General features: G+C 64.9%; 26 protein-coding genes. 11 read left to right on the top strand and 15 right to left on the bottom strand.

Features of this window, described 5'->3' with window-relative positions; translation table 11 throughout:
• The coding region (locus AC628_RS14950; protein ID WP_210190206.1) for a PspA/IM30 family protein at positions 1-436 on the bottom strand (436 nt) is incomplete at its 3' end.
• A 112-nt stretch (positions 437-548) separates the two neighbouring features.
• Here AC628_RS14950 and AC628_RS14945 point away from each other — a divergent pair.
• Together AC628_RS14945 and AC628_RS14940 are read left to right on the top strand one after the other, a co-directional pair.
• Positions 549-1157, top strand: a complete 609-nt coding sequence (locus AC628_RS14945) for a TetR/AcrR family transcriptional regulator (RefSeq protein ID WP_074127550.1) — start codon at positions 549-551, stop codon at positions 1155-1157.
• Positions 1158-1485: 328 nt separating this feature from the next.
• Complete coding sequence (locus tag AC628_RS14940; RefSeq protein ID WP_143201608.1) at positions 1486-2610, top strand: acyl-CoA desaturase; 1125 nt, start codon at positions 1486-1488, stop codon at positions 2608-2610.
• Between the two features lie 131 nt (positions 2611-2741).
• Here AC628_RS14940 and AC628_RS14935 read toward each other — a convergent pair whose 3' ends face one another.
• Positions 2742-3107, bottom strand: coding sequence for a cupin domain-containing protein (locus AC628_RS14935; RefSeq protein ID WP_074127548.1), 366 nt, complete (start codon positions 3105-3107; stop codon positions 2742-2744).
• Between the two features lie 192 nt (positions 3108-3299).
• Here AC628_RS14935 and AC628_RS14930 point away from each other — a divergent pair, with 192 nt between their 5' ends.
• Positions 3300-3698: a hypothetical protein gene (locus tag AC628_RS14930; protein ID WP_245321179.1), complete on the top strand. Its 399-nt coding sequence runs from the start codon at positions 3300-3302 to the stop codon at positions 3696-3698.
• Positions 3699-3740: 42 nt separating this feature from the next.
• On the opposite strand, the gene AC628_RS14925 is transcribed toward AC628_RS14930, so the two are convergent.
• From AC628_RS14925 to AC628_RS14910, 4 genes are all read right to left on the bottom strand, one after another.
• Positions 3741-4565 carry an amino acid kinase family protein gene (locus AC628_RS14925; protein ID WP_074127547.1) on the bottom strand — a complete coding sequence of 275 codons (825 nt, stop codon included), beginning with the start codon at positions 4563-4565 and terminating at the stop codon, positions 3741-3743.
• A gap of 14 nt (positions 4566-4579) precedes the next feature.
• Complete coding sequence (locus AC628_RS14920) at positions 4580-5392, bottom strand: amino acid kinase family protein (RefSeq protein WP_074127546.1); 813 nt, start codon at positions 5390-5392, stop codon at positions 4580-4582.
• 134 nt (positions 5393-5526) lie between these two features.
• On the bottom strand, positions 5527-6831 hold the full coding sequence (locus AC628_RS14915) for an ATP-binding protein (protein ID WP_168193378.1): 1305 nt from the start codon (positions 6829-6831) through the stop codon (positions 5527-5529).
• The gene (locus AC628_RS14910) at positions 6828-7490 is read right to left on the bottom strand and encodes a response regulator transcription factor (protein ID WP_074127559.1); all 663 of its coding nucleotides are present in this window, start codon (positions 7488-7490) and stop codon (positions 6828-6830) included. Before AC628_RS14910 ends, AC628_RS14915 begins: the two co-directional genes overlap by 4 nt.
• A gap of 261 nt (positions 7491-7751) precedes the next feature.
• Here AC628_RS14910 and AC628_RS14905 point away from each other — a divergent pair, with 261 nt between their 5' ends.
• The 4 genes from AC628_RS14905 to AC628_RS14885 all read left to right on the top strand — a co-directional run bounded on the left by AC628_RS14905 (position 7752) and on the right by AC628_RS14885 (position 12180).
• The gene (locus AC628_RS14905; protein ID WP_074127558.1) at positions 7752-8507 is read left to right on the top strand and encodes a COG4705 family protein; all 756 of its coding nucleotides are present in this window, start codon (positions 7752-7754) and stop codon (positions 8505-8507) included.
• Between the two features lie 47 nt (positions 8508-8554).
• Entirely contained in the window at positions 8555-8950 is a 396-nt protein-coding gene (locus AC628_RS14900; RefSeq protein WP_074127557.1) for a hypothetical protein, read from the top strand.
• Between the two features lie 86 nt (positions 8951-9036).
• Complete coding sequence (locus AC628_RS14895) at positions 9037-9804, top strand: COG4705 family protein (protein ID WP_245321178.1); 768 nt, start codon at positions 9037-9039, stop codon at positions 9802-9804.
• A 255-nt stretch (positions 9805-10059) separates the two neighbouring features.
• Positions 10060-12180, top strand: a complete 2121-nt coding sequence (locus tag AC628_RS14885) for a hypothetical protein (protein WP_245321177.1) — start codon at positions 10060-10062, stop codon at positions 12178-12180.
• 162 nt (positions 12181-12342) lie between these two features.
• Here AC628_RS14885 and AC628_RS14880 read toward each other — a convergent pair whose 3' ends face one another.
• On the bottom strand, positions 12343-13329 hold the full coding sequence (locus AC628_RS14880) for an MDR family NADPH-dependent oxidoreductase (protein ID WP_074127543.1): 987 nt from the start codon (positions 13327-13329) through the stop codon (positions 12343-12345).
• A 125-nt stretch (positions 13330-13454) separates the two neighbouring features.
• Here AC628_RS14880 and AC628_RS14875 point away from each other — a divergent pair, with 125 nt between their 5' ends.
• Positions 13455-14030, top strand: a complete 576-nt coding sequence (locus AC628_RS14875; RefSeq protein ID WP_074127542.1) for a TetR/AcrR family transcriptional regulator — start codon at positions 13455-13457, stop codon at positions 14028-14030.
• Between the two features lie 194 nt (positions 14031-14224).
• Positions 14225-14527, top strand: a complete 303-nt coding sequence (locus tag AC628_RS14870; RefSeq protein ID WP_143201607.1) for a hypothetical protein — start codon at positions 14225-14227, stop codon at positions 14525-14527.
• 48 nt (positions 14528-14575) lie between these two features.
• Here AC628_RS14870 and AC628_RS14865 read toward each other — a convergent pair whose 3' ends face one another.
• From AC628_RS14865 to AC628_RS14845, 5 genes are all read right to left on the bottom strand, one after another.
• A complete protein-coding gene (locus tag AC628_RS14865; protein WP_074127540.1) occupies positions 14576-16651 on the bottom strand; it encodes a 2Fe-2S iron-sulfur cluster-binding protein in 2076 nt (691 codons plus the stop codon).
• 63 nt (positions 16652-16714) lie between these two features.
• Positions 16715-17332, bottom strand: coding sequence for a glutathione S-transferase family protein (locus AC628_RS14860; RefSeq protein WP_074127554.1), 618 nt, complete (start codon positions 17330-17332; stop codon positions 16715-16717).
• Positions 17333-17467: 135 nt separating this feature from the next.
• Positions 17468-17881, bottom strand: coding sequence for a Rieske (2Fe-2S) protein (locus tag AC628_RS14855; RefSeq protein ID WP_074127539.1), 414 nt, complete (start codon positions 17879-17881; stop codon positions 17468-17470).
• A gap of 70 nt (positions 17882-17951) precedes the next feature.
• Complete coding sequence (locus tag AC628_RS14850) at positions 17952-19064, bottom strand: amidohydrolase family protein (protein ID WP_083632915.1); 1113 nt, start codon at positions 19062-19064, stop codon at positions 17952-17954.
• A 202-nt stretch (positions 19065-19266) separates the two neighbouring features.
• A complete protein-coding gene (locus tag AC628_RS14845) occupies positions 19267-20331 on the bottom strand; it encodes an amidohydrolase family protein (protein ID WP_074127552.1) in 1065 nt (354 codons plus the stop codon).
• Positions 20332-20567: 236 nt separating this feature from the next.
• On the opposite strand from AC628_RS14845, the gene AC628_RS14840 reads away from it, so the two are divergent.
• Entirely contained in the window at positions 20568-21047 is a 480-nt protein-coding gene (locus AC628_RS14840) for a hypothetical protein (protein ID WP_074127538.1), read from the top strand.
• Between the two features lie 139 nt (positions 21048-21186).
• Here the strand turns inward: AC628_RS14840 and AC628_RS14835 are convergent, their stop codons facing one another.
• Positions 21187-21960, bottom strand: coding sequence for a DJ-1/PfpI family protein (locus AC628_RS14835; RefSeq protein WP_245321176.1), 774 nt, complete (start codon positions 21958-21960; stop codon positions 21187-21189).
• 64 nt (positions 21961-22024) lie between these two features.
• Here AC628_RS14835 and AC628_RS14830 point away from each other — a divergent pair, with 64 nt between their 5' ends.
• Entirely contained in the window at positions 22025-23020 is a 996-nt protein-coding gene (locus tag AC628_RS14830) for a GlxA family transcriptional regulator (RefSeq protein WP_074127551.1), read from the top strand.
• Positions 23021-23262: 242 nt separating this feature from the next.
• On the opposite strand, the gene AC628_RS14825 is transcribed toward AC628_RS14830, so the two are convergent.
• Together AC628_RS14825 and AC628_RS14820 are read right to left on the bottom strand one after the other, a co-directional pair.
• Positions 23263-23811, bottom strand: coding sequence for a carboxymuconolactone decarboxylase family protein (locus AC628_RS14825; RefSeq protein ID WP_074127537.1), 549 nt, complete (start codon positions 23809-23811; stop codon positions 23263-23265).
• A 184-nt stretch (positions 23812-23995) separates the two neighbouring features.
• The coding region (locus AC628_RS14820) for a LysR substrate-binding domain-containing protein (protein ID WP_074127536.1) at positions 23996-24724 on the bottom strand (729 nt) is incomplete at its 5' end.

Raw genomic sequence — 24724 nt, 5'->3', positions numbered from 1 at the left:
GCACCGCCTCCGAGGCACGGGCGAGGCGGCGGCCGCGATCGAGCTCGGCAATGCGCGCTTCGGCGTTGGCGACGTGGCGCTTCAGCCGGGTGATCTCGGTGGCGAACAGCGTGCGCGCGGTCATCGCGGCATCGCGTTCGGCTTCGAGGTTGGCGATCGCCTGCGCGGCTTCGCGGGCGAGGTCCTCCCGGCCGCCCTCGAGCGCCGCCGATGCGCGCACCTCGAGATCGGCGATCCGGGCGTTGGTGGCCTCGAGCCGCCGGCCCTCCTGCGCGTCGCCGGCGATCGCGAGCGCCAGCGTCCGCTTCGAGCGGTCGACCGCGGCGGCCGCGTCCCGCATCTGCTGGTCGAGCACGACCAGCGCGGTCCGGTCTTGCAGTTCCTCCTCCGCTGCCGCCACGCCGCCGCGGAAAATTGTCAAAACAGTTTTGAACATTTGATCGCTCCCTGTTATGAGCATCGCTCATGAATCTCTTGTACCACATAATGAGCATTGCTCAAGAATTATTTGAGCGACGTTCACGCTTGTGGTTAACGATGGGTGAAACATGTCCAAGGCATTGGAACGACGGGCAAAACTGCGCGAAGCGCTGATCGAGGCGGCGGAACGGGCAATTGCGGCGAAAGGTCTCGGTGGCCTCAAAACCCGCGAACTGGCCCAGGAAATCGGTGTCGCCAATGGCGGCGTCTACAATCTGGTCGAGGATGTCGACGAGCTGATCCTGCGGGTCGGCTCACGCACGCTGGCCCGGCTGGATGCGTCGCTGTCGCTGGCTGAGATCGGCGGCTCGGCGGCGCCGCGCGAGATGCTGGTGCGCATCGCGGTCGCCTATTGCGACTTCGCCGCCGAGAATCTCGAACCGTGGCGCGCCCTGTTCGAGCATCGCATGCAGCCCGGCAAGCCGGTGCCGGAATGGGCGATCACCGAGCAGATGGAATTGTTCCGCCACATCTACAAGCCGCTCGCCGCGCTGTTTCCGCAGCGTTCGCCGGCGCAGCTCGGCGTCACCGCGCGCAGCCTGTTCTCCGCCGTGCACGGCATGGTCGCGCTCGGACTGGAGCACAAACTGATCGCCGTGCCGATCGGCCAACTGCGCAGCGAGATCGCGACATTGACGCGCGCAATGGTCGACGGGCTGACGGCGAAGAAGGACTAGCGAACGCGCCCGTAACCGCCCAATGTGCCCGATGTGTGGTCAGGTAGACGACTTGCAGACCGCCGGACTGGCAAATCCGCTGCGGAAAATCTTCGCGCTGCGGTCATCTGCGCCATATCGCTTTGGCCACGGATGTACTAGCAGAGTTTCAGATTTCGCGACCCCGCGACTGGTCGACCGGCGCGGGGTTCTCTTTGTCACACCATGCGCAATGGCCGCCGAGACCGAGACTTGAACCGTCCGCCGGCGAGAGGTCCAGCACATTGCAGAAATCGAGGTCACGAGCGTGTCCACCAATATCGATCTAGAGCCGCAACACGACGACATCATGTACCCGCAGGTGCTCCCGTTCCTGCTGGTCCACGTGGGGTGTCTGGCGGCGATCTGGTCGGGCGTTTCATGGCCGGCGATCGCAATTTGCGTCGCTCTGTATTGGCTGCGCATGTTTGCGATCACGGCCGGGTATCATCGGTACTTCTCGCATCGCGCTTACTCGACGAGCCGGGCGTTTCAGTTCGTCCTTGCATTCCTTGCCCAAAGCAGCGCCCAGAAAAGCGTCCTTTGGTGGGCTGCGAAACACCGACATCACCATCTTCATTCGGATACCGAGCAGGATGTGCATTCACCGCAGCACAAGGGCCTCGTGTACAGTCATCTCGGCTGGATCTTCTATCGACAGCACGATGCAACCGATCTGACGAAAGTTTCGGACTTTGCCTCGTATCCAGAGTTGATGTGGCTGCACAAATTTGAGGTTTTGCCGGCGGTCGTGGTCGCAGTTCTGTGCTTTCTCGTTGCCGGATGGCCGGGGCTGCTGGCCGGTTTCTTCTGGAGCACCGTGCTGCTGTATCACGCAACGTTTTGCATCAACTCCCTCGCTCATGTTCACGGACGCAAGCGATATGTGACGGGCGATGACTCCCGCAACAATTGGCTGCTGGCGCTGGTTACGATGGGTGAGGGTTGGCACAACAATCACCACGCCTACCAGAGCAGCGCGCGGCAAGGCTTCCGCTGGTGGGAGATTGATGCGACCTATTATGTTCTGGTGGCCCTGTCCTGGCTCGGTATCGTCTGGGAGCTCAAGGCGCCGCCCGCGCAGGTTCTCCGCAACGAGCAACGCCTGGGATCGCGTGTGATCAAGCGAACGGCTGAGCAGCTCGCCGGCCGTTTCAATCCCGAATACATTGCACAGGCAATCAAATCGTCAGTCCATGAAACCGGGATGTCGGTGCGGGACGCGCTCTATCTGTTGCAGCATCGTGCCGACTTGCATCTGCCCAGCATGCCAACGCGCGAGCAGTTGTTGGCTGAAGCCCAGGCCATGTTCGCGAAGACGAGATCGTTGGACGACATCGTCGACCGTGCACATGAGCTCCTGGTGGAATCGGTTTGCTTCCTTCTGGCCGTTCCCGTTCCGCCACCAGTGGCCAGCGTAACCCCGAAGGCTTGAGAGAGCTGCAGTATTTTTCCTCGGGCATCCCTACATGATGTGGATGACCGACTGGCAGAAACCAAGCAAGCGCGAGCCACCCGAGATCAAGCTCGCGATGACCTGAACGGGCCCACGGAAACGCCCGAGCCTCACGGCTCCATCGTGTAGGCGCGCCCGGGTTCGAGTGCGTAGATGGTCAGGAAGCGCAGCGGCCGGTCCGGGTCGCAATTGCGAAACAGCGTGTGCGGAACGTCAGGGCGATCCTGCAAGGTCTCGCCGGCCCGGTATTGTCGCGGCGCTTCGTCGCCATAGGCGGACTCGGCCGTGCCTTCGACGATGAAGATCACGCCGCCGACCGGATGCTTGTGAAGCGGCGCCACCCCGCCGGGCGGATAAGTCACCTCGGCAACGACGAGCTCGCGATCATCGCCGGGCAGTGCAAGCCGCTCCAGCGTCTTGCGCGTGACGCCGGCAAAGCCGGCCTGCGGGCCGTTTGCCTGGTTGCCTTCAGCCATGGGAACCCTTCCTTGTCATGCGAACGAATGTGTCCCGATCAGATCGGGCTGCGATGATGATGGGGGCGCTTCAGCGACACAACAAGCGCCCACCCATTTCAATACGTGTCACACTGATGAGCCGAAGTCCTTGCCACCCCTGCTCCGGCGTTGCAGGATTCCTGTCCGAAAATCTTCAGCAGTGAGCCTTGCATGAAAATGAGTATCGTCACGACGCGGTCGTCAGGAATAGCCGCCCTGGCGCTCATCCTTGCAGCATCAGGTGTCACGCCGGCGTTGTCGGCGCAGGCTGTGCCGGAATGCTCGATGTCGGTGACATTGGCGGACTGGGGCGAGAACTCGACCGGCGATATCGACATCGCCTCCGGCGAAAGCTGCCAGATCCCGATCGGAATCCGCGGCACGGTGACGGATTCGTCGATCTCGCAGAAACCGGCCTATGGCAAATTGAAGAAGATCAACCCATCGACCTTCGAGTACAGGGCAAAGGCCAAGTACAAGGGCAGCGACAGCTTTGCCATCAAGGCGACGGGCAAGGGGCCGAAGGCCTCCGGCACCTCGGTCATCACTGTGCACGCCACGATCAAGTAATCGCGCGCCGGGCGAACCCAGCGCGCGACCGTTGCATTCCGATCAGGCCGGCCGCGCGCCGGTGCGGATGATCGAGCCGACATGCTGGCCGCGCAGCGCCGCGGTGAGCCGGCCGGGAACCAGGCCGTTCACGACCTGCACCCGTTCGATATGCCGCGCATTGGCCATCACCTCGAGCAGCGCGGGATCGAACGGCAGCGTACCCTTCAGCTTGGCAAGGTCGGCGAAGCTCGTCTCGCGCAGCAACTGCGCCTTCTTACCGTCGGGACCATTGGGATCGTCGGTGTAGACGCCGTCGACGTCCTCCACGATCGTCAGCCCCGCCGCGCCGAGCGCATCGGCGAGCAGGAACGCGCCGGTGTCGGCGCGATGCAACGGGATGCGCGAATTCGGAAACTCGTGATGGTGATACGGCGGGAACGCGCTGCCCACCACCGCGCGCGATGCGGAGAGGTGGATCGCGAGCTGGCTCGCGATGGTCGGGTGCTCGATATAGGACACGCCCTCCGGCGCGAGCAGGCAGCCGAGGATATGACCGTTCTGCCCGGCCTCGCTCGCCGCGAGCGGCTGCAGCGAGCCGACCGGCAGTCCGAGATCGAGGCCGACGCTGTAGAGATGGCGGGCGCGGATGCCGGCGCCGGTCAGGATCAGCATGCGGTGCTCGGGCAACAGCGCGCGCAGCTCACCAACGATCGGCAGGATCGCTTCATGGCCACGATCCATGATCGAGCGACCACCGATCTTGATCACCTGCAGCCACGGCAGCAGGGGAATCGGACGGCCGCCGGCGACGGGACGGGTGAGATCGCTGTCGAGCAAGGTCTGGCGCGCGAGCGGCGAAGCGACGTGCTTGATGGTGTCATCCATGGTCGTGTCTCTGCTCAGTTCGCGGTGATGATGGTGCCGACATGCTCGCCCGCGAGTGCGCGGGTGAGATTGCCGGGGACGAGGCCATTGACGACCTGCACCTCGCGCACATGGCGCGCGGTGGCGACCAGATCGAGCACCGGGAATTCGAGGATCGAATCCTGCAATCCCTTTGCCTTCATCTCGGCGACCGAGATCTTCGGGATGAAGGTCGCGCCCTTCGAGGTCTTCGGGTTCGCGGTGTAGAGGCCGTTCTCGTCCTTCACATAGATCATCGACTTGCAGCCGAACTGCTCAGCGACCAGGAAGCATCCGGCATCGGTACGATAGGGCGGGATCATGCCCTCGGCCGCGGGCCGCATCCACAGGCCGTAAGGCGGCATGCCGCTGAAGATCACCGCGTTCACCTCGGCGAGATAAAGCGGCACGGCCGAAAGCCCGGCACCGCTGACCGCGGAGATACCGTGCTTGGCCAGCAGCTGGCCCAGCATCACGGCATTCTGATCGGCCACCGAAGCGCCGAGCTGCGACAGCACGCCGGCCGGCAGCCGAAGCCCGGCCGCGATCGAGTAGAGATGCCGGGCGCGGGTGCCGGCGCCGGTCCCGATCAGCAGCTTGTGCGCCTTGCGGGCGGCGACGATCTCGTCGACCAGCGGATAGACCGCGGCACGGCCGCGATCGATGACGCTCTGGCCGCCGATCTTGATGACAGTGGCATCCGGCAGAATGCGGAAGTCCGATGCGGCCTCCGCCGTCGCCAAGAGCTGCGGATCGGTCAGCGACCGCTGCATCAGGAGCGCTTCGAGCTCCGCCGTGGTGTTTGCCATGAGAAACGTCCTTTACCGCCAATGCGCCCGGGCATCGCTTTCGGATTGCACTGGTAGCGACAAGCGGCGCGGCTCTCAAGACACAATGGCAGTGATGCCACGCACCCGAGGCGCGTTTTGCCGGCCGCCCGGCCTTACGGATCGATTGCTGGCAGCTTGACCGTCACACGCAGGCCGGAGCGTGCGGCGCCGGTCACATTCTCGAACAGGATCGAACCCGTCGCACGATCGACAATTCGCTTCACGATCGAGAGCCCGAGCCCTGCCCCTTCTCCGCTCGGCTGGCCGCCGCGAAAGAACGGCTCGCCGGTCCGCGCCAGATCCTGCGGCGGAATCCCCGGCCCGGTGTCCTCGATCTGGATGACCGCCATTGCGTCCTCGCGATGGACGCTGAGATCGACAGCCCCGCCATTGGGCGTGAACTTGATCGCGTTCTCGACCAAGTTCCTTACCGCGGAGATCAAGGACATCGGATCACCGTTCACGGCGACCGTCTCAACGGTCGTGAAACCGAGATCGATGTTGCGCGCCGCCGCCTCCGGCAGCAGATCGGCGACGACACCCTTTGCGATCCTGTCCAATTCCACCGCGGCGCTCACGGTGGACGGCGCTGCGTCTTGACGCGCCAGCGCCAGAAGTTGCTCGAGCAGATGCTTGGTGCGCCGCATGCCGCTCTTCAACGCATCGAGCCGGTCGCGTGTCTCCGCGGGCATGTCGAGCGAGGCGAGATTTTCCGCCTGCAGGCTGAGCGCGGTGACCGGCGTTCGAAGTTCATGGGCCGCGTCGGCGATGAAGCGCCGTTGCTGATCCATCATGACGCGCGTCCGCCGGAGCAGCCCATTGATCGAGCCAAGGAACGGCTGCAGCTCGCTTGGCGCGCCGGTGGCCGGCAGCGTGCCGATGTCGTCCACCCTGCTCGCGTCGAGATCGCCAGCGAGGCGCAGCATCGGCCGGAACGATCGGGCGATCACGAATGCGGTCATCAGCAGCAGGCACGGCACCAGCGCGGCGATCGGCAACAGCGTGCGCACGGCCATGTCGCCCGCGATCTCGGTGCGGATCTCGGTCTGCTGCGTCACCGCGAAGCGGCTGCCGTCCGGCCGCGTCCGAAGCAGCACGCGGACCGGCTGGCCGTGATAGACGTCATTGTGCAGTCCATCCTTCAGGCCCCACAGCCGGCGATCATCAGTAGTGCCGCGCGGCGCCTCGCCCAGTTCGACGACGGCGACCTCGGCTTCGGCATCGACACCGGTAACCGGGCGGCTCTGCCGGATCGTGGCGCTCAGCGCAAAGCTGCCGATCTGGATCAGGACGGAGTCCTGCATCTCGATCGCTTCGCTGTAGGCCCATCGATATGCCAGGATTCCGCCGACGGCGCCCGTCAGCAGAATAATCGCCGTGAGTCCGACGAACAGGCGCCCGCGCAGCGATCCCATCATCTCGAACGATCCACCATCCATCCGACGCCGCGCACGTTCCTGATCGCTGACGCGCCGAGCTTTCTGCGCACCGCGTGGATCAGGAATTCGACTGCGTTGCTCTCGACCTCCTCGCTCCAGCCATAGATCTGGCGCTCGAGCTCGGCGCGGGACAGGATCGCTCCCGGGCGATTCAGCAGCGCTTGAAGCAGGGCGAACTCGCGCGCGCTGAGCACGGCTTTTTCGCCGCCGAAAGCCGCTTCCCGCGTTGCCGGGTCGAGGTGAAGCTCGCCGTTGGTCAGCACCGGCGGCGCCCCGCTGCCCTCGCGCCGCAGCACCGCGCGCATGCGCGCCAGCAATTCCGCGATCTCGAACGGCTTGACCAGATAGTCGTCGGCGCCGAGATCGAGCCCCTGGATGCGATCGTTCAGCGCGTCGCGCGCGGTGAGAATGATGACGGGAAGGCGCATGGAGCCGGCGCGGATCGCCTTGAGGACGTCGAGACCATCGGTCAATGGCAGTCCGAGATCGAGCAGCGCGATATCATAGGTCTCGCTGCGGCTGGCCTCGATGGCGAGATCGCCATCGCGCACCCAGTCGACGGCATAGGCGGCATCCCGCAGCGCCTCGACGACGGCGGCGCCGATCATCCTGTCATCCTCGACCAAGAGCACGCGCATCGCCTGGCAATCCATCCCGATCCGCACCGGGGGCACCCGGCGAAACTGCGTCGTATCGCTCATCCGCGACACCCACGCGATCATATCAGCTTCGACTTAGCCGGAACTTAGGGCATTCGACGCCTGCGTGGCAGCCACTCGGCCCGGCTAAGCCGGAGCTAAGTCTCGCAGGGCACGCTCCGTGTCGAACCCGGCGGAACCGCCGGCGATCTCACAGCGGAGTTCACCACCGTGCAGGTTACCCGACGCATCGGCCGCAGCATGCTGAACAAGGTGCCCGAAGTCACCCTCGTCTTCTGGCTGATCAAGATCATGTCGACCACGGTCGGCGAGACCGGCGCCGATTATCTCGCCGTCCATGTCGGCCTTGGAACAAGTGTGACCGGCCTGATCATGGCCGCCCTGCTTGCGGCCGTGCTGTCTATCCAGCTGCGGAGGGACCGTTACGTGCCGTGGATCTATTGGCTGACGGTCGTGCTCGTCAGCATCGTCGGCACGCAGATCACCGATGTGCTGACCGACAAGCTCGAGATCAGCCTCTACGTCAGCACGGCCGTCTTTGCGATAGCCCTGGCCGCGACCTTCGCAATCTGGTTCGCGCTCGAGCGGACGCTGTCGATCCACAGCATCGTGACCACGCGGCGCGAATTGTTCTACTGGGCCGCGATCCTCTTCACCTTCGCGCTCGGCACGGCGGCGGGCGATCTTGCCACCGAAGCGCTGGGCCTCGGCTTCAACGTCGGCGTCCTGGTGTTCGTGGCGCTGATCGCAGGCGTCGCCGCAGCCTACGCGCTCGGCGCCAACGAGGTCCTTACCTTCTGGATTGCCTACATCCTGACCCGGCCGCTCGGCGCCTCGTTCGGCGACATGCTGTCGCAATCCCGCGACTATGGCGGCCTCGGCTTCGGCACGATCTACACCAGCCTCGCTTTCCTCGCGGTGATCATCGCGTCGGTCGGCTGGCTGTCGTTCGAAGGCGGCAGCGAACAAAACCCCGAAGCATCGCCCGGCGCATGAATTCGCCGCGCGCCGCCGGCCGAAGCAACCCCAACAGGAGAACCACAATGAACAGAACGGTACTCGCACTTGCCGCAATCCACGCTCTCGTGGTCACTTCACCATTTCCACATGCGAGCGGAGGCCTGACGCTGCTGCCGCGCGCACAAGCGGCCGCCTCAAAGCTCGGCGACCTGACGCCGTTCCGCGGCATCGCCGCCGATGTCGCTGAAATGGTCGACAAGAACGACCTGACCGGCGCCAAGACGCGGATCAAGGATCTCGAGACCAAATGGGACGAAGCGGAAGCGGGCTTGAAGCCGCGCGCGGCCGCGGACTGGCACACGGTCGACAAGGCGATCGATCGTGCGCTCGAGGCGGTGCGTGAGACCAATCCGGACGCCGCCAAATGCAAGAAGGCGCTCGCCGAACTGCTGTCGATCATGGACTCGATGAAGGCCTGATCCCTCCGTCCATCATTCGACCACCCGCCGGCGGTATCGACCGCCGGCGATGTCTCTTGAAGTGACGAATCTTGGAGTGACCACCCATGGATATGCTGCTCGACAACGCCACCGAGGACCGCGCGGGCAAGGTTCCCGCCGTCACGCTCGGCTTCTGGATCATCAAGATTCTCGCCACGACGCTCGGCGAGACCGGCGGCGACGCCGTCACGATGTCGATGAACCTCGGCTATCTCGTCGGCACCGCGATCTTCGCGGTCATCTTCGTTGCTGCCGTTTCAGCACAGATGGCGGCAAAGCGCTTTCACCCACTGCTCTACTGGACGGTGATCATCGCGACCACGACGGTCGGCACGACCTTTGCCGATTTCGTCGACCGCTCGCTGGGGATCGGATATCTCGGCGGCTCATCGCTGCTCGCCGCACTGCTCGTTGTATCCCTCGCTGCATGGTATCGCACCATGGGAACGGTTTCGATCGCGTCGATCGACAACAAGGCGGCCGAAACCTTCTACTGGATCACGATCCTGTTCTCGCAGACGCTCGGCACCGCGCTCGGCGACTGGATGGCCGACTCCACCGGTCTCGGCTATGGCGGCGGCGCCATTGTGTTCGCCGCCGGCATCGCCATCGTCGCCGCGGCCTATCTCTGGACCCGGGTGTCGCACACGGTGCTGTTCTGGATCGCGTTCGTCCTGACCCGGCCGCTCGGTGCCACCGTCGGCGATTTCCTCGACAAGCCGCTGGATCACGGAGGTCTTGCGCTCAGCCGCTACACCGCATCCGTTGCTCTCGCCGCTGCGATCGCGGCCCTCGTCTTCATGCTGCCGCAGCGCGCGGGCAAGCACGCTTGAGCATCAAACCTTTGCCCGCTCCGGCCATCGATTTCAGCGAGCGGGCAAGGCGGCGCATCGCGATCATCGTCTCGCGAGCGATCCGCTCGCGGTCGATGATCGGCCGCCAGTTGCATGAGCGGAGATCCTCGACGCAAGATGATTCCAAAGCGTGGTCTAGGACGTTATGTCGCAGTCCGCTTCGCAAGCGAGCGTGACGCCCGTCATAGATGACGCGCCCGAATTCTGCGATCCTGATTTTGATATTGCCGATTTTTGAATGCGCTGCTCTCAGCCCAATCACACGGGAGTAGCACCACCCCGCTTCGCGAAGTTGATTGCATTGCACCTTGGAAATTAGCCGGCTTCGACCGGCGCCCCACGAGGAAGCAAACCATGGCCAATACCCCACCGGTCGTCTCGATCGGTAACCACAGCCTGTTGTCCAACCACTGGCAAAGAATAGAGCCTTGGCTGACTTATTCGGACGCCGACGGCAATCCCGCGCAAAGCTTCGAGTTCTTCGACAGCGGCACATCCGCAACCAGCGGCTACTTCTGGACGCCCACCAATACCCATTGGGCCGCCAACACCCTCATCGACGTTGCAGCGTCCGATCTCTCCGATGTGTGGCTGAGCTCCGGTTCGGTCAGCGGCTCGGAAACAATGTGGGTCCGCGCCTTCGACGGGACTGACTGGAGCTCGTGGACGTCGTTCATTCTCACGACGACGCCAAACACGCCTCCGGTTGCTGCGATCAATGACCAGTCGCTGCACGTCAATACATGGGCGAAGGTCGAGAATTGGTTGAGCTACTCCGATGCCAACGGAGATGCCGCCACGAAATACCAGTTCTGGGATAGCGGCAGCTCCGCAACCAGCGCGTATTTCTGGATTCCCACTAATGAGCATTGGGCCGCCAACACGACGATCGAGGTTTCGGCCGCTGACCTGACCAGCCTCTGGATCCAGGGCGGTTCAACGACCGGTTCCGAGACCATGTGGGTCAGGGCGTTCGACGGATCGGATTGGGGTGCCTGGGATTCATTCACGCTGACGACGACGAATTCGGCGCCCGTGGTCACGACCGGCGATCATTCCGTGCACATGGGCCAGTGGGTCACCGTCGGCAACTGGTTGACGACGTCGGATGCCGACAACGATGCGATCACCAAGTACCAGTTCTGGGACAGCGGCACGGCCGCAACCAGCGCGTATTTCTGGACGCCGACCAATTCCCACTGGGATGCGAACACGACGATCGAGGTTTCGGCCGCCGATCTCGCCAATGTCTGGATCCAGGGCGGCTCGGTGATCGGTTCCGAGACGATGTGGGTCAGGGCGTTCGACGGCACCTCGTGGGGCGATTGGGACAGTTTCACGGTGACGTCGACGGTCAACACGCCGCCGGTCGCGACCATCAACGACCAGTCTGTTCACGTCAATACATGGGTCAAGCCGGAGAACTGGCTCAGCACCAGCGATGCCGAGGGTGATACGATCACCAAGTATCAGTTCTGGGACGGCGGCACTGCGGCGACCAGCGCCTACTTCTGGACGCCTAGCAATGCGCATTGGGCGGCCAGCACCCCCATCGACGTTTCGGCGTCCGATCTGGACAGTCTCTGGATTCAGGGTGGCTCGGCGACCGGCTCCGAGACCATGTATGTGCGGGCCTTCGACGGCACCGCCTGGGGCGCTTGGGACGGCTTTACCGTGACGTCGACGAACACGGCCCCGACGGTTGCGATCCTCGATCATACGCTGAACGCCGCGCAGTGGGCGCAGCTCGTCAACTGGACCAGCGTATCCGACGCAGACGGCGATCCGATCACCAAATACCAATTCTTGGACGGCGGCACGGATCCGAACAGCGGCTACTTCTGGACATCCGCGAATTCACACTGGGCGGCGAACACCGTCATCGAGGTTCCAGCATCCAATCTGTCCGACGTTTGGGTGCGAGGCGGTACTGCCGGCGGCTCGGAGGCCATGTACGTTCGCGCATTCGACGGGACCAGCTGGAGCCCTTGGGACGGCTTCAGCCTGACCACCCTGCCGAACCACGCCCCCGCCGTTTCGATCAACGACCAGACCTTGCACCTCAACGAGTGGAGCCAGGTCAGTAACCTGTTGTCCTATTCCGACGCCGACGGCAATCCCGCGACCGAATATCAATTTTGGGATGCCGGTACCGGCGCCAACAGCGGCTACTTCTGGACCTCCGAGAATTCGCACTGGCCAGCCGCCTCCGTCATCGACGTCAGCGCCGCGGCCGTCGATGATGTCTGGGTCCGTGGAGGCGCCGCCACCGGCAGCGAGACGATGTATGTGCGCGCGTTCGACGGGATCGACTGGGGCGTGTGGCACGCATTCGTGCTCACCACCGTCGTCTAAAGCGCGATGAGATCAGGTTGAAGCGTCATCGCGCTTTAGATTCTTGTTCGAGCATGATCTTTTCGGAAAACCGCTTCGCACTTTTCCGGATCATGCTTTAGCTAGGCTGCCGCGATCCCGTGACGGACATGGCATCGCCGTGTCACGCCACCGGCCGTCCGGTTACACAGGCTGGCTCGGCGTGAAGATGACCTTGCCCTTGAATGCCGACGCCTGCGCGATCGCCTGCGAGAAATCCTCCAGGCGATAGGACCCGACCACCGGCGCGCTGATCGCACCTGAGGCGACCATCGGCACGAGATGGTCGTACATCATGGCCAGCGCGTCATCGGTTGCGGTCTTGCTCCAATGGGCCAGCCAGAAGCCGCGCACCGACACCTCGTTGAAGATCACGCTCAAGGCCGAGCCGGAGAACGGCTGTCCACTCATCGCGCTGTAAATGACGAGGACACCCTTCGGCGCCAGGCAGTTCATCAGGTTCAAGGCCGACGAGCCGCCGACGACGTCGAGCGCCAACTGGATCGGCACCTTGCCGGTCTCTTTGGCGACGCGTTTGGCGAGATCCGGCCCGTCGACCAGGACGATATCGCCGCCGACCGCCTTGACCTCATCCACCACCTCCTCGCGGCGGACGATGTTGACCGTGTTGAGCCCAAGCGACCTGGCGATGGCGATCACCGCGCGCGCCGTCGCCGAATTGGCGCCGTTCTGGATCACCCAGCCGCCGCGCGGGATTTTGACGAAATCAGTCAGCAACAGATAAGCGGTCGCCGGATTGACCGCGATCATGGATAGCTGCCGGATGTCGGCAGTCTCGGGCAACGGACGCTGCCAGGACGGCGTGAACTTGAGCCGTTCGGTCCAGGTCGGGATCATGAACGGAACGAGCGTGCGGTCACCTTCCCTGAGGTGCTTGACCTGCGCCCCCGCGGCGATGACCCGCCCGACGCCCTCGATCCCGAGCGTCGCCGGCGGCGTCGGCAGATAGCCGTAGCGACCGGCCATGATCATGAAGTCCGAGTTGTTGATCGGCGCGGCCTCGACCGCGACCACCACCTCGTTCGGCCCCGGGCTGCCGACGTCAGGCACCTCGTTGAGCTTCGCCACTTCCGCCGGACGTCCGAACGCTACAACCTGAACCGCCTTCATGGCATCATCTCCCGAGTTCGTTATGTACTTATAAGTACAGAATGAGGGCAACGTCAATGACTGGAAATGGCTTCCCGGCAAGGTAAAGGCTTCACATCGGACGCGGGAGTACATAAAACAGCGCCATGGCAAGGCCGCGCAGCTTCGATCCGGACGACGTCCTGGAAATCGCCCGCCAGGTATTCTGGCAGAAGGGGTTTCAGGCGACCTCGCTCGACGAGATCACGGCGGCGAGCGGTATCGCGAAGCCCAGCCTCTATGCGGCCTTCGGCGACAAGCACGCCCTGTTCCTGCGCGTGCTGGACCGCTATCACGACGGCATCCTCGGCTGGGCCGAGCGCGTGCTGGCGCAGCCGGGGCCGGCCCGCGAGGCGATCAGGCAGTGGCTCACCGGCTTCATCCCCTATTGCTCGGGTGAGAAGGGACAGCGCGGCTGCCTGTCGATCAATTCGGCGACCGATGGCTCGCTCGATCAGGCCGCGCTCCGCAAAAGCATCGAGCGCTACAACCGGCGACTCGAAGAGCTGTTGCGCACGCGGCTGCGTGCCGACCGCGAGCAATTCAAGAAGGGCTTCGATCCCGACATCACTGCGCACACGATCATGGTGGTGCATGCGGGGCTGATGGCGCTCGCGCACCAGACGCCGGATTCGAAGCAGGTGAAGGCCGTGATCGAGCAAGTAATGGGCCTGCTCGCCTGACCTTGTCAGCATTGCGTTCCGCCCGCGCCCGCTGTGGCTCTCACGAATGTGATTTATATGATAATCATCATCCATTGATGAACTGAACTCCGTGACCATTTCCGGATTGGCTGACATGGGCTTCCGGAACTGGGAACCAGATGAACAGATCGTCTTGGCGTGTGACGCTTACCGTACTCATCGCCCTGCTATCGATGCCGGCGATCGGTCCGGCCCGGGCCCATGATCACGACCATCCCGAACTCAACGGCTGGTATGAGAGCCTGCACAGCAGCAAGGGCCCCTGCTGCGACGGCACCGACGCGAAGCGCGTCGACGACGCCGATTGGGACACCAAGGACGGCCACTACCGCGTGCGCCTCGAGGGCGAGTGGGTCGACGTTCCCGATGAGGCCGTCGTGCCCGGGCCAAACCGCGCCGGCCACACCGTTGTCTGGCCGTATTATCTGAATGGTCACCCGAGACCGCGCTGCTTCATGCCGGGCAGCATGGGCTGAGCAGCGACGAAGGCGCTGCGCAGCCTGAAGCATCGACGGCGCAGCTGATCAGAGATCGAGCTGGATCCGGTCGTCGCCGTCGGTCGCCGGCTGCGCGGGCACCGCGCAGCAGATCAGCACTTCGTTATCGGCCACCTCAGCGGCCGGCTCCTTCACATAGGTTACCGCACCTGCCAGCAATCTGGTCCGGCATGTTCCGCAATTGCCTTCCCGGCAACTGAACACAGGACTGAGGCCGCGCGCTTCCGCAAGGTCAAGCAGCGTGCCCGACTCCGGAGTCCAGCGCGCTTCCCTCAGCGATGCGGTGAAGGCGACCGGGACCGGCGTGGTCGCGGGCGGCCGGCGCGGCGGCGCCGGCGTGGCGACATCTGGCGTCCTCACCAGCGACGATGGTCCGAACGCCTCGGCGTGAATCCTGTTATCGGCAATGTTGTAGCCGCGCAGGGCGTCATAGAGCGATTGGGTGAACTGCGGCGGCCCGCACAGATAGAAATCGTAGTCGTCGAACGGCAGGACCCGCGACAGCAGCGCCGTGTCGATCCGTCCCGCGGCGTCGTAGTCGGTGCCCTGCTCGGCGCCATCGACGTCACTCAGCACGCGAATGATCCGGACGGCACCGCCGGCGGCCGCAGCCAGTTGCTGCAATTCGTCGCCGAACGCGCGCTCGGCCTTGGCATGCGCGGCCTGGAACAGGAAGGTCGGCCGGATGCCGCGGGTACGCAGCCCTTCGTAGACGACGTGACGCAGCATCGCGAGCAGCGGTGTGATGCCGACGCCGCCGGCGAGCAACACGGCGGGCCGCTTCTCGCGTGCATCGATGGTGAAGCCGCCGCCCGGCGCGCGCGCTTCGATGATGTCGCCGACACGGATGTTGTCATGCAGATGCTGCGACACCACGCCGCCACGCTTCACGCTGATGCGGTACATGCCGTCCGACGGCGCGACCGACAGCGTGTAGGTGCGAATGATCGGCTTGTCGGCGCCGGGGAGCGCGATGCGGATCGGCAGATGCTGTCCGGCCCGGTGTGGCAGCCGCCCGGCCCCGTCGTCCGGCTGCAGATGAAACGAGCGGATCGACCGGCTCTCGTCGACGATCTTGGTGACCTTGAACGGACGCCACCGCGTCGCAAGCTCGGCCGCGCGAATCCGGTCGGCGACCTGCGCCCAGTCGCCGGTCATCAATGCATTCGGCGACCAGCCCTCGGCCCGGAACGCCCAGCGCAGCGGCAGCGCGCCGCGCCGGCGCACCACGCGGCGGGCACGAAAACTCCACAGCCGTTCGGCGCCCTGAAACGCCGCGATCTCCGGCGAGTCCAGGATCACCTCGGCATCACCGGTGAGCTGCAGCATGTCGCCGGTTTCGAAATCGACAAACGTCAGCCCGGCCTTGCCGTTGACCAGGATATTGCCGAGCGTGTTGAAGAACAGATTGCCGGCGAAATCGGGGATGGTCAGCGTGCCGTCGGCGGCGACGCGAACGAAGCCCGATCTGCCGCCGCGATGCGAGACGTCGACCTGGCGGCGATCCTCGCGCTCGGCATAGGACGCCACGAAGAACGTATCCGCCGCCGAGATCATCTCGCGCGCGGCCTGATCGAGCGTCGTGCTCGTCTCGATCTCATCTTTGAACGGTTCGTCCGGCTCGCGCACGAAGGCGAAATCGCGCAGCTGGATATATTGCGGGCAATTGCCAAAGCTCTGATCGAGTTCGAAGCTCAGCGCCCTGCCCGACGATGCGCGGAGCAGCCCGTTGGCGCGGTTGCGGCGCCGCGTGTGCAGTTCTATGCCCAGCAATGCGATGGCCTCGTCCTCGCGCATGCCCTCGCTGACGGGATCGCCGGCGTCGGGCCGCGCATCGATCTCGAGACTGCGCGGTGTCGGCGATGAGATGAAGCCGGGCCGGCCGGTCAGCAAGGAGGCCCATGCATCGCCGCTGTGGTCCACGCTGCCGACCACGATGAAGGGAATCTGCGCGAAGAAGTCGCGATGTTGGTCGGGCATGAAGTCGCGCACGGCGCGCTGACCGACCGCCTCCATCCTCTCGGCGACGCCAGCCCGCTGCTGGATCGCCTTTTCGCCGGCATGCCAGGCCGGCAGCTTGCTCTTGCTTCGCCTGTCGCTCATCTCGTCGCCCTCCGTTCCCTGGCTTGGACGGGCGCGCCCCGAAAGGCACGCCCGTTCCGCCTATCACGCAGCCGCGGCCAGACCGACCGGGGTCTTGGCAAAGGGCACGAAGCCCGGCAGCGCCTCGATCCGGCGCAGGAACGCATTGACACGCGCATAGCCCGAGAGATCGACGTTGCCTTCGGGCGCGCTCGACAGATAGCTGTAGAGCGCGACGTCAGCGATCGTCGGCTGCGCACCGACCAGCCAATCGCGATCGGCAAGATGGGCTTCGAGCCGCTTCAGCATCACGTGCGCACGGGCGATCACGTCTTCCGGGTTGAACTTCGCGCCGAACACGGTGACGAGCCGCGCCGCCGCGGGTCCGAACGCGAGATCGCCGGCGGCAACCGACAGCCAGCGCTGCACGGCGGCAGCGCCCTTCGCGCCCTGCGGCAGCCAGTCGGTGCGGCCGAGCTTGGTCGCGAGGTAGACCAGGATCGCGTTGGAGTCGGGAATGATGGTGCCGTCATCGTCGAGCACCGGCACCTGGCCGAACGGATTGAGCGCGAGGAACTCCGGCGTCTTCTGCGCGGCGGACCTGAGGTCGACGTCGACCAGTTCGTATGGAATTCCGAGCAGGGAGATGAACAGGCGCGCGCGGTGCGCGTGGCCGGAGAGCGCAAAGTGATAAAGCTTCATGGTGCCGTTCCTGATGTCGTGGACGGGACCATTCCCGACCGCGATCTCAAGGTGGCTCATTGCAGCCGTTATTATAATTATCGTCGTCGGAACTTCATTATTGCAAATATCGCAATAACGAAGCGGACGCGCCGTTCAGACCTCGACGATCACGTAATTGTCTTCGATGTGCACCGGGAACGTCTCGGCGACATACGGCCCCTTCTGCAATTCGGCGCCGCTTTCGACCGCGACCGGATAGGAGCGGATCCTGAACCGCTTGGGGTCGAACCAGGACTGGCCGTTGCGGATGTCGAATTCCCAGCCGTGCCACGGACAGCGCAGCATCTCGCCGACACGGTCGCGCTGATAGACGCCGGGCTCCGGCGAGGTCAGGCGCGCGACGCAGGCCGCCTTCTCCAGCGGCGCACCCTCGTGCGGGCAGCGATTGAGCAGCGCGAAAAACTCGCCATTGACGTGGAACACGACGATGTCGCGGCCCTCGAGGCCGAACACCTTGTTGCCGCCGGCAGGAATCTCACTGGTGCGCGCAACGATGTGACGGGTCATCTGGGTCCTCATAGCGTTTTCAAGCGAAGTGGACTTCCGGTTCGCGTGAAAAAACGCGTCAAAACAAGAGTCAAAACTTGTAAACCGCGCGGGCGTTGCTGTTGAAGATCTTGCGCCGCTCGGCGTCCGTCAGCGGCGTCTTGAAGGCGTAGCGCGCGTCGTCATAGTCCCAGTGCGGATAGTCCGACGAGAACAGCAGCCGGTCGATGCCGACCCATTCGATCAGCTGACGCAGGTGCTTGGCCTCGTCCGGCTCGTCGATCGGCTGAGTCGTGAACCAGAAATGCTCTTTCACATATTCGCTCGGCTTGCGCTTCAGATGCGGCACCTCGCTGCGGAAGCGCTCGAAATGCTGGTCCATCCGCCACATCGTCGCGGGGATCCAGCCGAAGCCGCCCTCGATGAACACGATCTTCAGTTTCGGGAAGCGCTCGGGAACGCCTTCCAGCACGAGGCTCGTGAGGTTCGAGGCCACCGTATGCGCGTTCGACTGATGCTCCTCGCAATAATAGGACGGCCAGCCGCCGCCGGTCGGCGCGTGCCCGCCATAGCCGCCGACATGGATGCCGAGCGGCAGATCGAGCGCCTGCGCGCGTTCGTAGATCGGCCAGTAGCGGCGGCGGCCGAGCGGCTCGTTGGCGCGCGGCGAGACGTTGATCTGGATGTATTCGCCGGTCCTGGCGCAGCGCTCGATCTCGGCGAGGCCGAGGTCGGAGCCGTCCTGCCCGACCAGGATCGAAGCCTTCAGGCGCGGATCGCGATGCGCCCAGAACGCCAGCTGCCAGTCATTGATGGCGCGCTGGATCGCGGCGCCGAATTCCAGATTCTGCTGCGAGAAGATGAAGAGATCGAGCACCTGCAGGATGCCGAACTCGACATCGAAGGGATCGAGGTGCTGCTTGCGCATGAAATCGAGATCGGAGCCGGGCACGCCGCCGGTCGGCGGCCAGGCATCGCGCCGCGCGATCAGCGGCGAGGAGCGCGGATACGGCGTGGTGCCGATATAAGGCGTGCGCAGATGGCTGCCATATTCCTTCAGGTGCTGCTGCCAGCGCTTCGGCAGGAATTCGTTGAGATCGCTATGCGAGTGGATGCTCGGATGGATGTCGCAATCGATGATCCTGAGCCGCGTCGCCGCGGTCGTCTCCTGGTCGAGCATCGGGCGGTCGATGACGTCACTCATGCGATCCTCCATTGAATTGAGCCGGTCTGGCCGTCACCTCTCCCCATCGGGGAGAGGTCGGATTGCATCGCCAGATGCAATCCGGGTGAGGGCCTTGCGGTCCCTCGCGAGACTTGCGCCCCCTCACCCGGCGCTGCGCGCCGACCTCTCCCCATCGGGGAGAGGTGTGGCATCGTCGATGTGGTGTCGAGCTTCGTCATGGTCAGGCGGCGAGCTTCAGACGCGGGAAGGTTTCAATCGGATTGTCTTCGCACATCCGCTTGACGAGGCTATCAGGCAGATGCGGCGGGATTGGATCGTCGCCGTCGAACTGCCAATGCGGATAGTCGGATGCGAACAGGAACATCTTGTCGGAGCCGATCTGGTCGATGATGTCGGCAACGCTTGTTGCATCCATCGGCGCGTCGAACGGCTGCATGGTGACGCGGAAACGCTCGCGGATGATCGCGGCCGGCTCGCGCTCGACCCACGGCACCTCGACGCGCACACCGCGCCAGGTCTTGTTGGCGCGCCACATGAAGGCCGGCAGCCAACTGACGCCCGACTCCATCAGCACCACGGTCAATCCGGGATATTTCCCGAACACGCCCTCATAGATCAGGCTCAGCGTCTGCGCCTGGAACGCCTGCGCTTCGGCGAGATAATATTCGTAGCGATAGGACGGCCAGCCGATCGAGCTCGGCGCGCCGCGATAGGCGCTGCCGGCATGGATCGCGATCGGCAGTCTGTACTTCTCCGCGGCCTGATAGATCGGCCAGTAGTGTCGCCGCCCGAGCAGCGTCTCGTTTTGCGACGGCACCAGCACCGAGACGAAGCGGTTATCGCCGGCGCGGCGCTCGATCTCCTCGACCGCGAGATCCGGCGCCTGGATCGGCACCACGATCGAGGCGCGCAGCCGCGTGTCCTTCGCGAGCCATTCGGCCGCGATCCAGTCGTTGATCGCCCGGCAGAAGTCCGCGGCCATGTAGGAATCGAACACCGCCTGTGCGCCATAGACGACATTGCAGATGGCGTGGCTGGCGCCGAGCTGGTCGAACGCGCCGCGCTGCACCATGGCAAGGTCGCTGCCGGGCTTGCTGCCGTCGGCGGGCCGCCAGTCGGCACGGCCCGACAGCGGCATCGACGGCGGATAGGAATTGAGATCGAGCCCGTCGATGGCGCGGCTGACGACCTGTTCCTTCCAGTGATCGCTCAGATAGGGCAGCAGCGTGGTGCGCGTTCCCCCCACCGCGGGATGGATGTCGCAGTCGATGCGCGTGGCCGCCATGGCGTTCCTCGGATTGATCTTCTTGTCTTCGTTGTTGGCGGCTGTGCTGCCGCAGACCGGACTGTGACGCCGATGGCGCGTTCGCGCAAGCCGATCCACGCGGGGCCGCCCTGCCATCAGCGCGCACCGCCTCTCACGCGAAGTTGCGGGATGGCATGTGAATGACGTCACCTGTTCAAGCTGCGAGACGTGCTAGCGATTCCGCGCCGCGGAAAGCGCCACCATAGGAGACGGGAATGAGACTGGGCCGCTTGATGATCCTCGCATGTTCATTGCCGCTGGCTTCGTCAGCCGCATGGGCCGCGCCTGCGACCACGTCCGGCTCGGTCGCGCTGGCGCTCGCCGGCGTGGTGGCGCCCTACTCGACGCTGCCGGCCAAGGAGAAGAAGGCGGTCGCCGCATTCTTCAACGGCGACAGCGATGTCCACGTCACCGGGAAGATCACCGTCACCGCCGACAAGGTCGTCTGCCGCGCCAGCAATGTCGACATCACCTCGCGTTCCTGCGCACTGACCTCCGGCAGCAGGACCCACACCGTCAGGGGACGCGACGCCAACGCGATCTACGCCACCGTGGCGCTCGCCGGCGTGCCCGGCGACGGCGCCGCCGGCACGATCTACGAGGCGCTGTCGAAACTGTCCTGCACGTTCGATCCCAAGGGGATCAAGGACAAGGCCGGCGGCGGCGCCGACTGCAGCTTCGAGCCGGGCAATTAAACGGCGCGCTCGGTCTCCGGCACGACGATGCTTCACTCCCTCTCCCCGTTCTTACGGGGAGAAGGTTAGGGTGAGGGGCCCTTTCCGCAGATACGGTGATAGCTGCGTTCGCGGTGACTCCCCCTCACCCGGAACGCATCTAGCGATGCGTTCCGACCTCTCCCCGCACGCGGGGCGAGGTGACACTGAGCGGCGAACGCTCGGGCTCCGGCACGACGACGCCCAGCCTCGCGGCCACGCGGCGCGCGGTCTCTTCCCGCTGCGCCGTGATCGCGCGCGTCGCTTGCCGTGTCTGTTGCAGTATCTCGGGTGGCGCGGTCTCCGGCGTGCCGCTGTCGAACGGCGGCTCCGGCGCATAGGCCATGTAGAGCTGGATCGCCCGCGCCGCGTCGTCGCCGCGTAGTTCGGCCGCCAGCCGCAACGCGCCATCGATGCCGGCGGTGACGCCGGCGGCGAAGATATAGCTTCCGTCGATCACCACGCGCTCGTTCACCGGCGTGGCGCCGAACAGCGGCAGCAGATGAAACGACGCCCAATGCGTCGTCGCCCTGCGCCCCTTCAACAGCCCGGCCGCGCCGCACAGCAGCGCGCCAGTGCAGACCGAGAACAGGCTGCAAGCCCCTGCCGCCTGCTCGCGGATCCAGCGCAGGACCTCCTCGTCCTCCATCAGCGCCTCCTGACCGAAGCCGCCGGGCACATGCAGCACATCGAGCGGCGGCGCATCGGCCAGCGTCGCATCCGGCGTCAGCCGCAATCCCTTGAGGTCGCGCACCGGCTCCATGGTCTTGGCGTAGATGCGGTAGGTCGAATTCGGAATCCGCGACAGCACTTCGAATGGGCCGGTCAAGTCGATCTGGTCGACGCCTTCGAACAGCAGCGATCCGATCCGTAAGTGGACATCATGAGCAATCATCGAACTTCCCTTGAGGTTTCCTTGCGCTATGGACAAAGCACATCTAGCGCGGCACGTTTCGGCGATGACGCCAAAGCCCCCACATTCTCCGCCAAAAGACCGCCGCCTGATCGAGGTGCTGGCTTATCCGGCGGTGCAGTTGCTCGATGTCACCGGACCGCTGCAGGTGTTCGCGTCCGCCAACGCAATGATGGCCAAGGCAGGCAACGCGGAGCCTTACGAAGTCCGAGTCGTTGCCAAGGACGGCCCCACGGTTCAGGCATCGGCCGGCATCGGGCTCGCGGTCAATCCATTGCCCACCACCGGCAGCGCGGTGGACACGCTGATTGTTCCAGGCGGCGACGGCGTCAACGCTGCGGCGGCCGACGACGTCCTGGTTGACTGGGTGCGCAGACGCTCGGGAGAGGCACGCCGCACCGCTTCGGTCTGCACCGGCGCGTTCCTGCTTGCCGCGTCAGGCGTCCTCGATGGCCGGCGCGCCGTGACGCATTGGGGATTCTGGCAGGAGCTCGCCGAGCGCTTTCCCGATGTCCGCGTCGAGTCCGATCCGATCTTCGTGCGCGACGGATCGTTCTGGACCTCGGCCGGCGTCACCTCCGGCATCGATCTCGCGCTGGCGCTGGTCGAGGACGATCTCGGCCGCGCAACGGCGCTCGCCGTCGCCCGCTATCTCGTGGTGTTCCTCAAGCGGCCCGGCGGACAGGCGCAGTTCAGCGAAGTCCTGTCGCTGCAAACGACCGACGACAGGTTCGGCGCGCTGCATGACTGGATCAGCGGCCATCTGGCCGACGACCTCTCGCTTGCGACGCTGGCGAAGCAGGCCGGCATGAGCGAGCGCAGCTTCAGCCGGCATTACGCCGAAGCGACCGGGCTGACGCCGGCCCGCGCGATCGAACGGCTAAGGGTCGAGGGCGCGCGGCACCTGCTCTCGGAGACACGGCTGCCGATCAAGCGCATTTCACAGCGCTGCGGTTTCGGCTCCGAGGAGACCATGCGTCGCAGCTTCCTGCGACTGCTGTCGACCACACCGCAGGACTATCGCGCCAGGTTTGCGGGCTAAGAACTCGGTTCACCTCGCCCCGCGTGCGGGGAGAGGCACAGGCCGCCTTCGGCGGCCGTTCTCAAGAACGCCGAAGCGGAGCTTCGGCTATGACGCATCGTCAGATGCGTTCCGGGTGAGGGGGCGTCTCCGCGAACACAACTATCACCGTATTTGCGGAGACCGCCCCTCACCCCAACCCTCTCCCCGTGAAAACGGGGAGAGGGAGCGCAGCGCCCTCGCAGTCACTATTCGTGAGCCCCTCAGCCATTCCAGGCATGCGCCTGCAAGCCCGCTTCCAGCGGCGGATTGGTCACGCTGCCGGTGTAATTGGTGATGGTCGACGCCGCCACGATGGTGATCACTTCGAGCACGAGGTCCTTGTAGAACCCGGCCGCCAGGAATTGCTCGATCTCCTCTTCGTCGAGCCGGCCGCGCTTTTCGATCAGCGACCTCGCCAATGTCGAGAGTGCGCCGAGGTGCTTGTCGGCAGGCGAACGGCCGGCGCGCATCGCGTCGACATCGGCCGCAGCAAGGCCGGCCTGCAAGCCAAGCGCGGAGTGCAGGGCGACCGCCCAGGTGCAGCGATTGGTCACCGCGTCGGTGAGCAGCACGGTCTGGATCTGTTGCTCGGTGAAGCTGCCGCCGTGAACCTTGTCGAAGATGCCGATGAAGCTCTGGATCAGCACCGGCGACGTCGCCATCGTCGCCGCAAGGTTGGGGATCATGCCGAACCGCGCCTCAACCTCGCGCAGCGAGGGTTTCGAGGCTTCGGGGGCGGAGTCGAGCGTATGGACGGGAAAACGTGCCATTGGAACTGCCTTTCACTGTGGTGACGAACCGGAAGCCGCCGGACGCAACCGACCTGTCGCAATCGACACGCGGGCAACCGGATGCGATGCAGGCTATCTAGACGCGCACCGACGCAGGCGTTCGCCAAACTGGCCACATTCCGCGCCATCCGGGCGGCGGCCGGGCTGTTCGCCCAAGATTCCATCAAACCCCTGCGCGGTCCTTCACCCGCCGCGTTACGATGCCGAGCAGGCGGCCGAGCGTGCCGCCGGCGGGGCCTTTCTTGCGCGCCAGCGCGAGCGGTGCGACCAGGCCAGCGGCGCGGTCGAGACGGAGATAGGAGACGCCGGCGGTCTCCAGCCGCGCCATCGATTCCGGCACGATCGAGATGCCGAGCCCTGCGGCGACGAGGCTGAGCGTCGACACCATCCGCGTCGCCTCCTGCGCCACTTTCGGGCTGAAGCCCGCGGCGCGGCAGGCGGCGATGATGCTGTCGTAGAGGCCCGGCCCGGTCGGGCGGCGATAGAGGATCAGCGGCTCGTCGGCGAGCGAGGCCAGCGAAATCCGCCGGCGCGTGTCCTTGCGGGCGCGCGGATGATGATCCGGCAGCGCAACCAGCATCTCCTCGTCGAGCAGATGCGTGATGGTGAGGTTGTCCAGCCGCTCGCTCGGCGAGCGCACGAACGCGGCATCGAGCCGGTCGGCCTCGACGGCTTCGATGAGCTCGCCGGTCGAGGCCTCCTCGAGCGACAATTTGATCGCCGGCGCGCGCTCGCGCATCTCGCGCATCACGCCGGTGACGAAGGGATGAAACGCGGCCGACGAGGTGAAGCCGATCGCGAGCTGGCCTTCCTGGCCGCGGCTGGCGCGGCGCGCGGCTTCCACCGCGAGCTCGGTGTCCCGCAGGATCGCGCGCGCCTTGCCGACGAAGGC

The organism is Bradyrhizobium sp. NAS96.2, assembly GCF_001908235.1.
Taxonomy (GTDB): domain Bacteria; phylum Pseudomonadota; class Alphaproteobacteria; order Rhizobiales; family Xanthobacteraceae; genus Bradyrhizobium.
Note: the sequence above shows the minus strand (reverse complement) of the source record. Positions and strands in the feature narration are given on the sequence as shown.

Bases quoted from the DNA above. Each gene is read 5' to 3' on its own strand.
- AC628_RS14930 (WP_245321179.1), top strand. From the start codon at position 3,300: ATGAAAATGAGTATCGTCACGACGCGGTCGTCAGGAATAGCCGCCCTG.
- AC628_RS14880 (WP_074127543.1), bottom strand. From the start codon at position 13,329: ATGAAGGCGGTTCAGGTTGTAGCGTTCGGACGTCCGGCGGAAGTGGCG.
- AC628_RS14915 (WP_168193378.1), bottom strand. From the start codon at position 6,831: ATGATGGGATCGCTGCGCGGGCGCCTGTTCGTCGGACTCACGGCGATT.
- AC628_RS14925 (WP_074127547.1), bottom strand. From the start codon at position 4,565: ATGGATGACACCATCAAGCACGTCGCTTCGCCGCTCGCGCGCCAGACC.
- AC628_RS14910 (WP_074127559.1), bottom strand. From the start codon at position 7,490: ATGCGCGTGCTCTTGGTCGAGGATGACAGGATGATCGGCGCCGCCGTC.
- AC628_RS14875 (WP_074127542.1), top strand. From the start codon at position 13,455: ATGGCAAGGCCGCGCAGCTTCGATCCGGACGACGTCCTGGAAATCGCC.
- AC628_RS14850 (WP_083632915.1), bottom strand. From the start codon at position 19,064: ATGAGTGACGTCATCGACCGCCCGATGCTCGACCAGGAGACGACCGCG.
- AC628_RS14905 (WP_074127558.1), top strand. From the start codon at position 7,752: ATGCTGAACAAGGTGCCCGAAGTCACCCTCGTCTTCTGGCTGATCAAG.
- AC628_RS14845 (WP_074127552.1), bottom strand. From the start codon at position 20,331: ATGGCGGCCACGCGCATCGACTGCGACATCCATCCCGCGGTGGGGGGA.
- AC628_RS14940 (WP_143201608.1), top strand. From the start codon at position 1,486: ATGTACCCGCAGGTGCTCCCGTTCCTGCTGGTCCACGTGGGGTGTCTG.
- AC628_RS14865 (WP_074127540.1), bottom strand. From the start codon at position 16,651: ATGAGCGACAGGCGAAGCAAGAGCAAGCTGCCGGCCTGGCATGCCGGC.
- AC628_RS14855 (WP_074127539.1), bottom strand. From the start codon at position 17,881: ATGACCCGTCACATCGTTGCGCGCACCAGTGAGATTCCTGCCGGCGGC.
- AC628_RS14870 (WP_143201607.1), top strand. From the start codon at position 14,225: ATGCCGGCGATCGGTCCGGCCCGGGCCCATGATCACGACCATCCCGAA.
- AC628_RS14935 (WP_074127548.1), bottom strand. From the start codon at position 3,107: ATGGCTGAAGGCAACCAGGCAAACGGCCCGCAGGCCGGCTTTGCCGGC.
- AC628_RS14920 (WP_074127546.1), bottom strand. From the start codon at position 5,392: ATGGCAAACACCACGGCGGAGCTCGAAGCGCTCCTGATGCAGCGGTCG.
- AC628_RS14840 (WP_074127538.1), top strand. From the start codon at position 20,568: ATGAGACTGGGCCGCTTGATGATCCTCGCATGTTCATTGCCGCTGGCT.
- AC628_RS14825 (WP_074127537.1), bottom strand. From the start codon at position 23,811: ATGGCACGTTTTCCCGTCCATACGCTCGACTCCGCCCCCGAAGCCTCG.
- AC628_RS14835 (WP_245321176.1), bottom strand. From the start codon at position 21,960: ATGATTGCTCATGATGTCCACTTACGGATCGGATCGCTGCTGTTCGAA.
- AC628_RS14900 (WP_074127557.1), top strand. From the start codon at position 8,555: ATGAACAGAACGGTACTCGCACTTGCCGCAATCCACGCTCTCGTGGTC.
- AC628_RS14830 (WP_074127551.1), top strand. From the start codon at position 22,025: ATGACGCCAAAGCCCCCACATTCTCCGCCAAAAGACCGCCGCCTGATC.
- AC628_RS14860 (WP_074127554.1), bottom strand. From the start codon at position 17,332: ATGAAGCTTTATCACTTTGCGCTCTCCGGCCACGCGCACCGCGCGCGC.
- AC628_RS14945 (WP_074127550.1), top strand. From the start codon at position 549: ATGTCCAAGGCATTGGAACGACGGGCAAAACTGCGCGAAGCGCTGATC.
- AC628_RS14895 (WP_245321178.1), top strand. From the start codon at position 9,037: ATGGATATGCTGCTCGACAACGCCACCGAGGACCGCGCGGGCAAGGTT.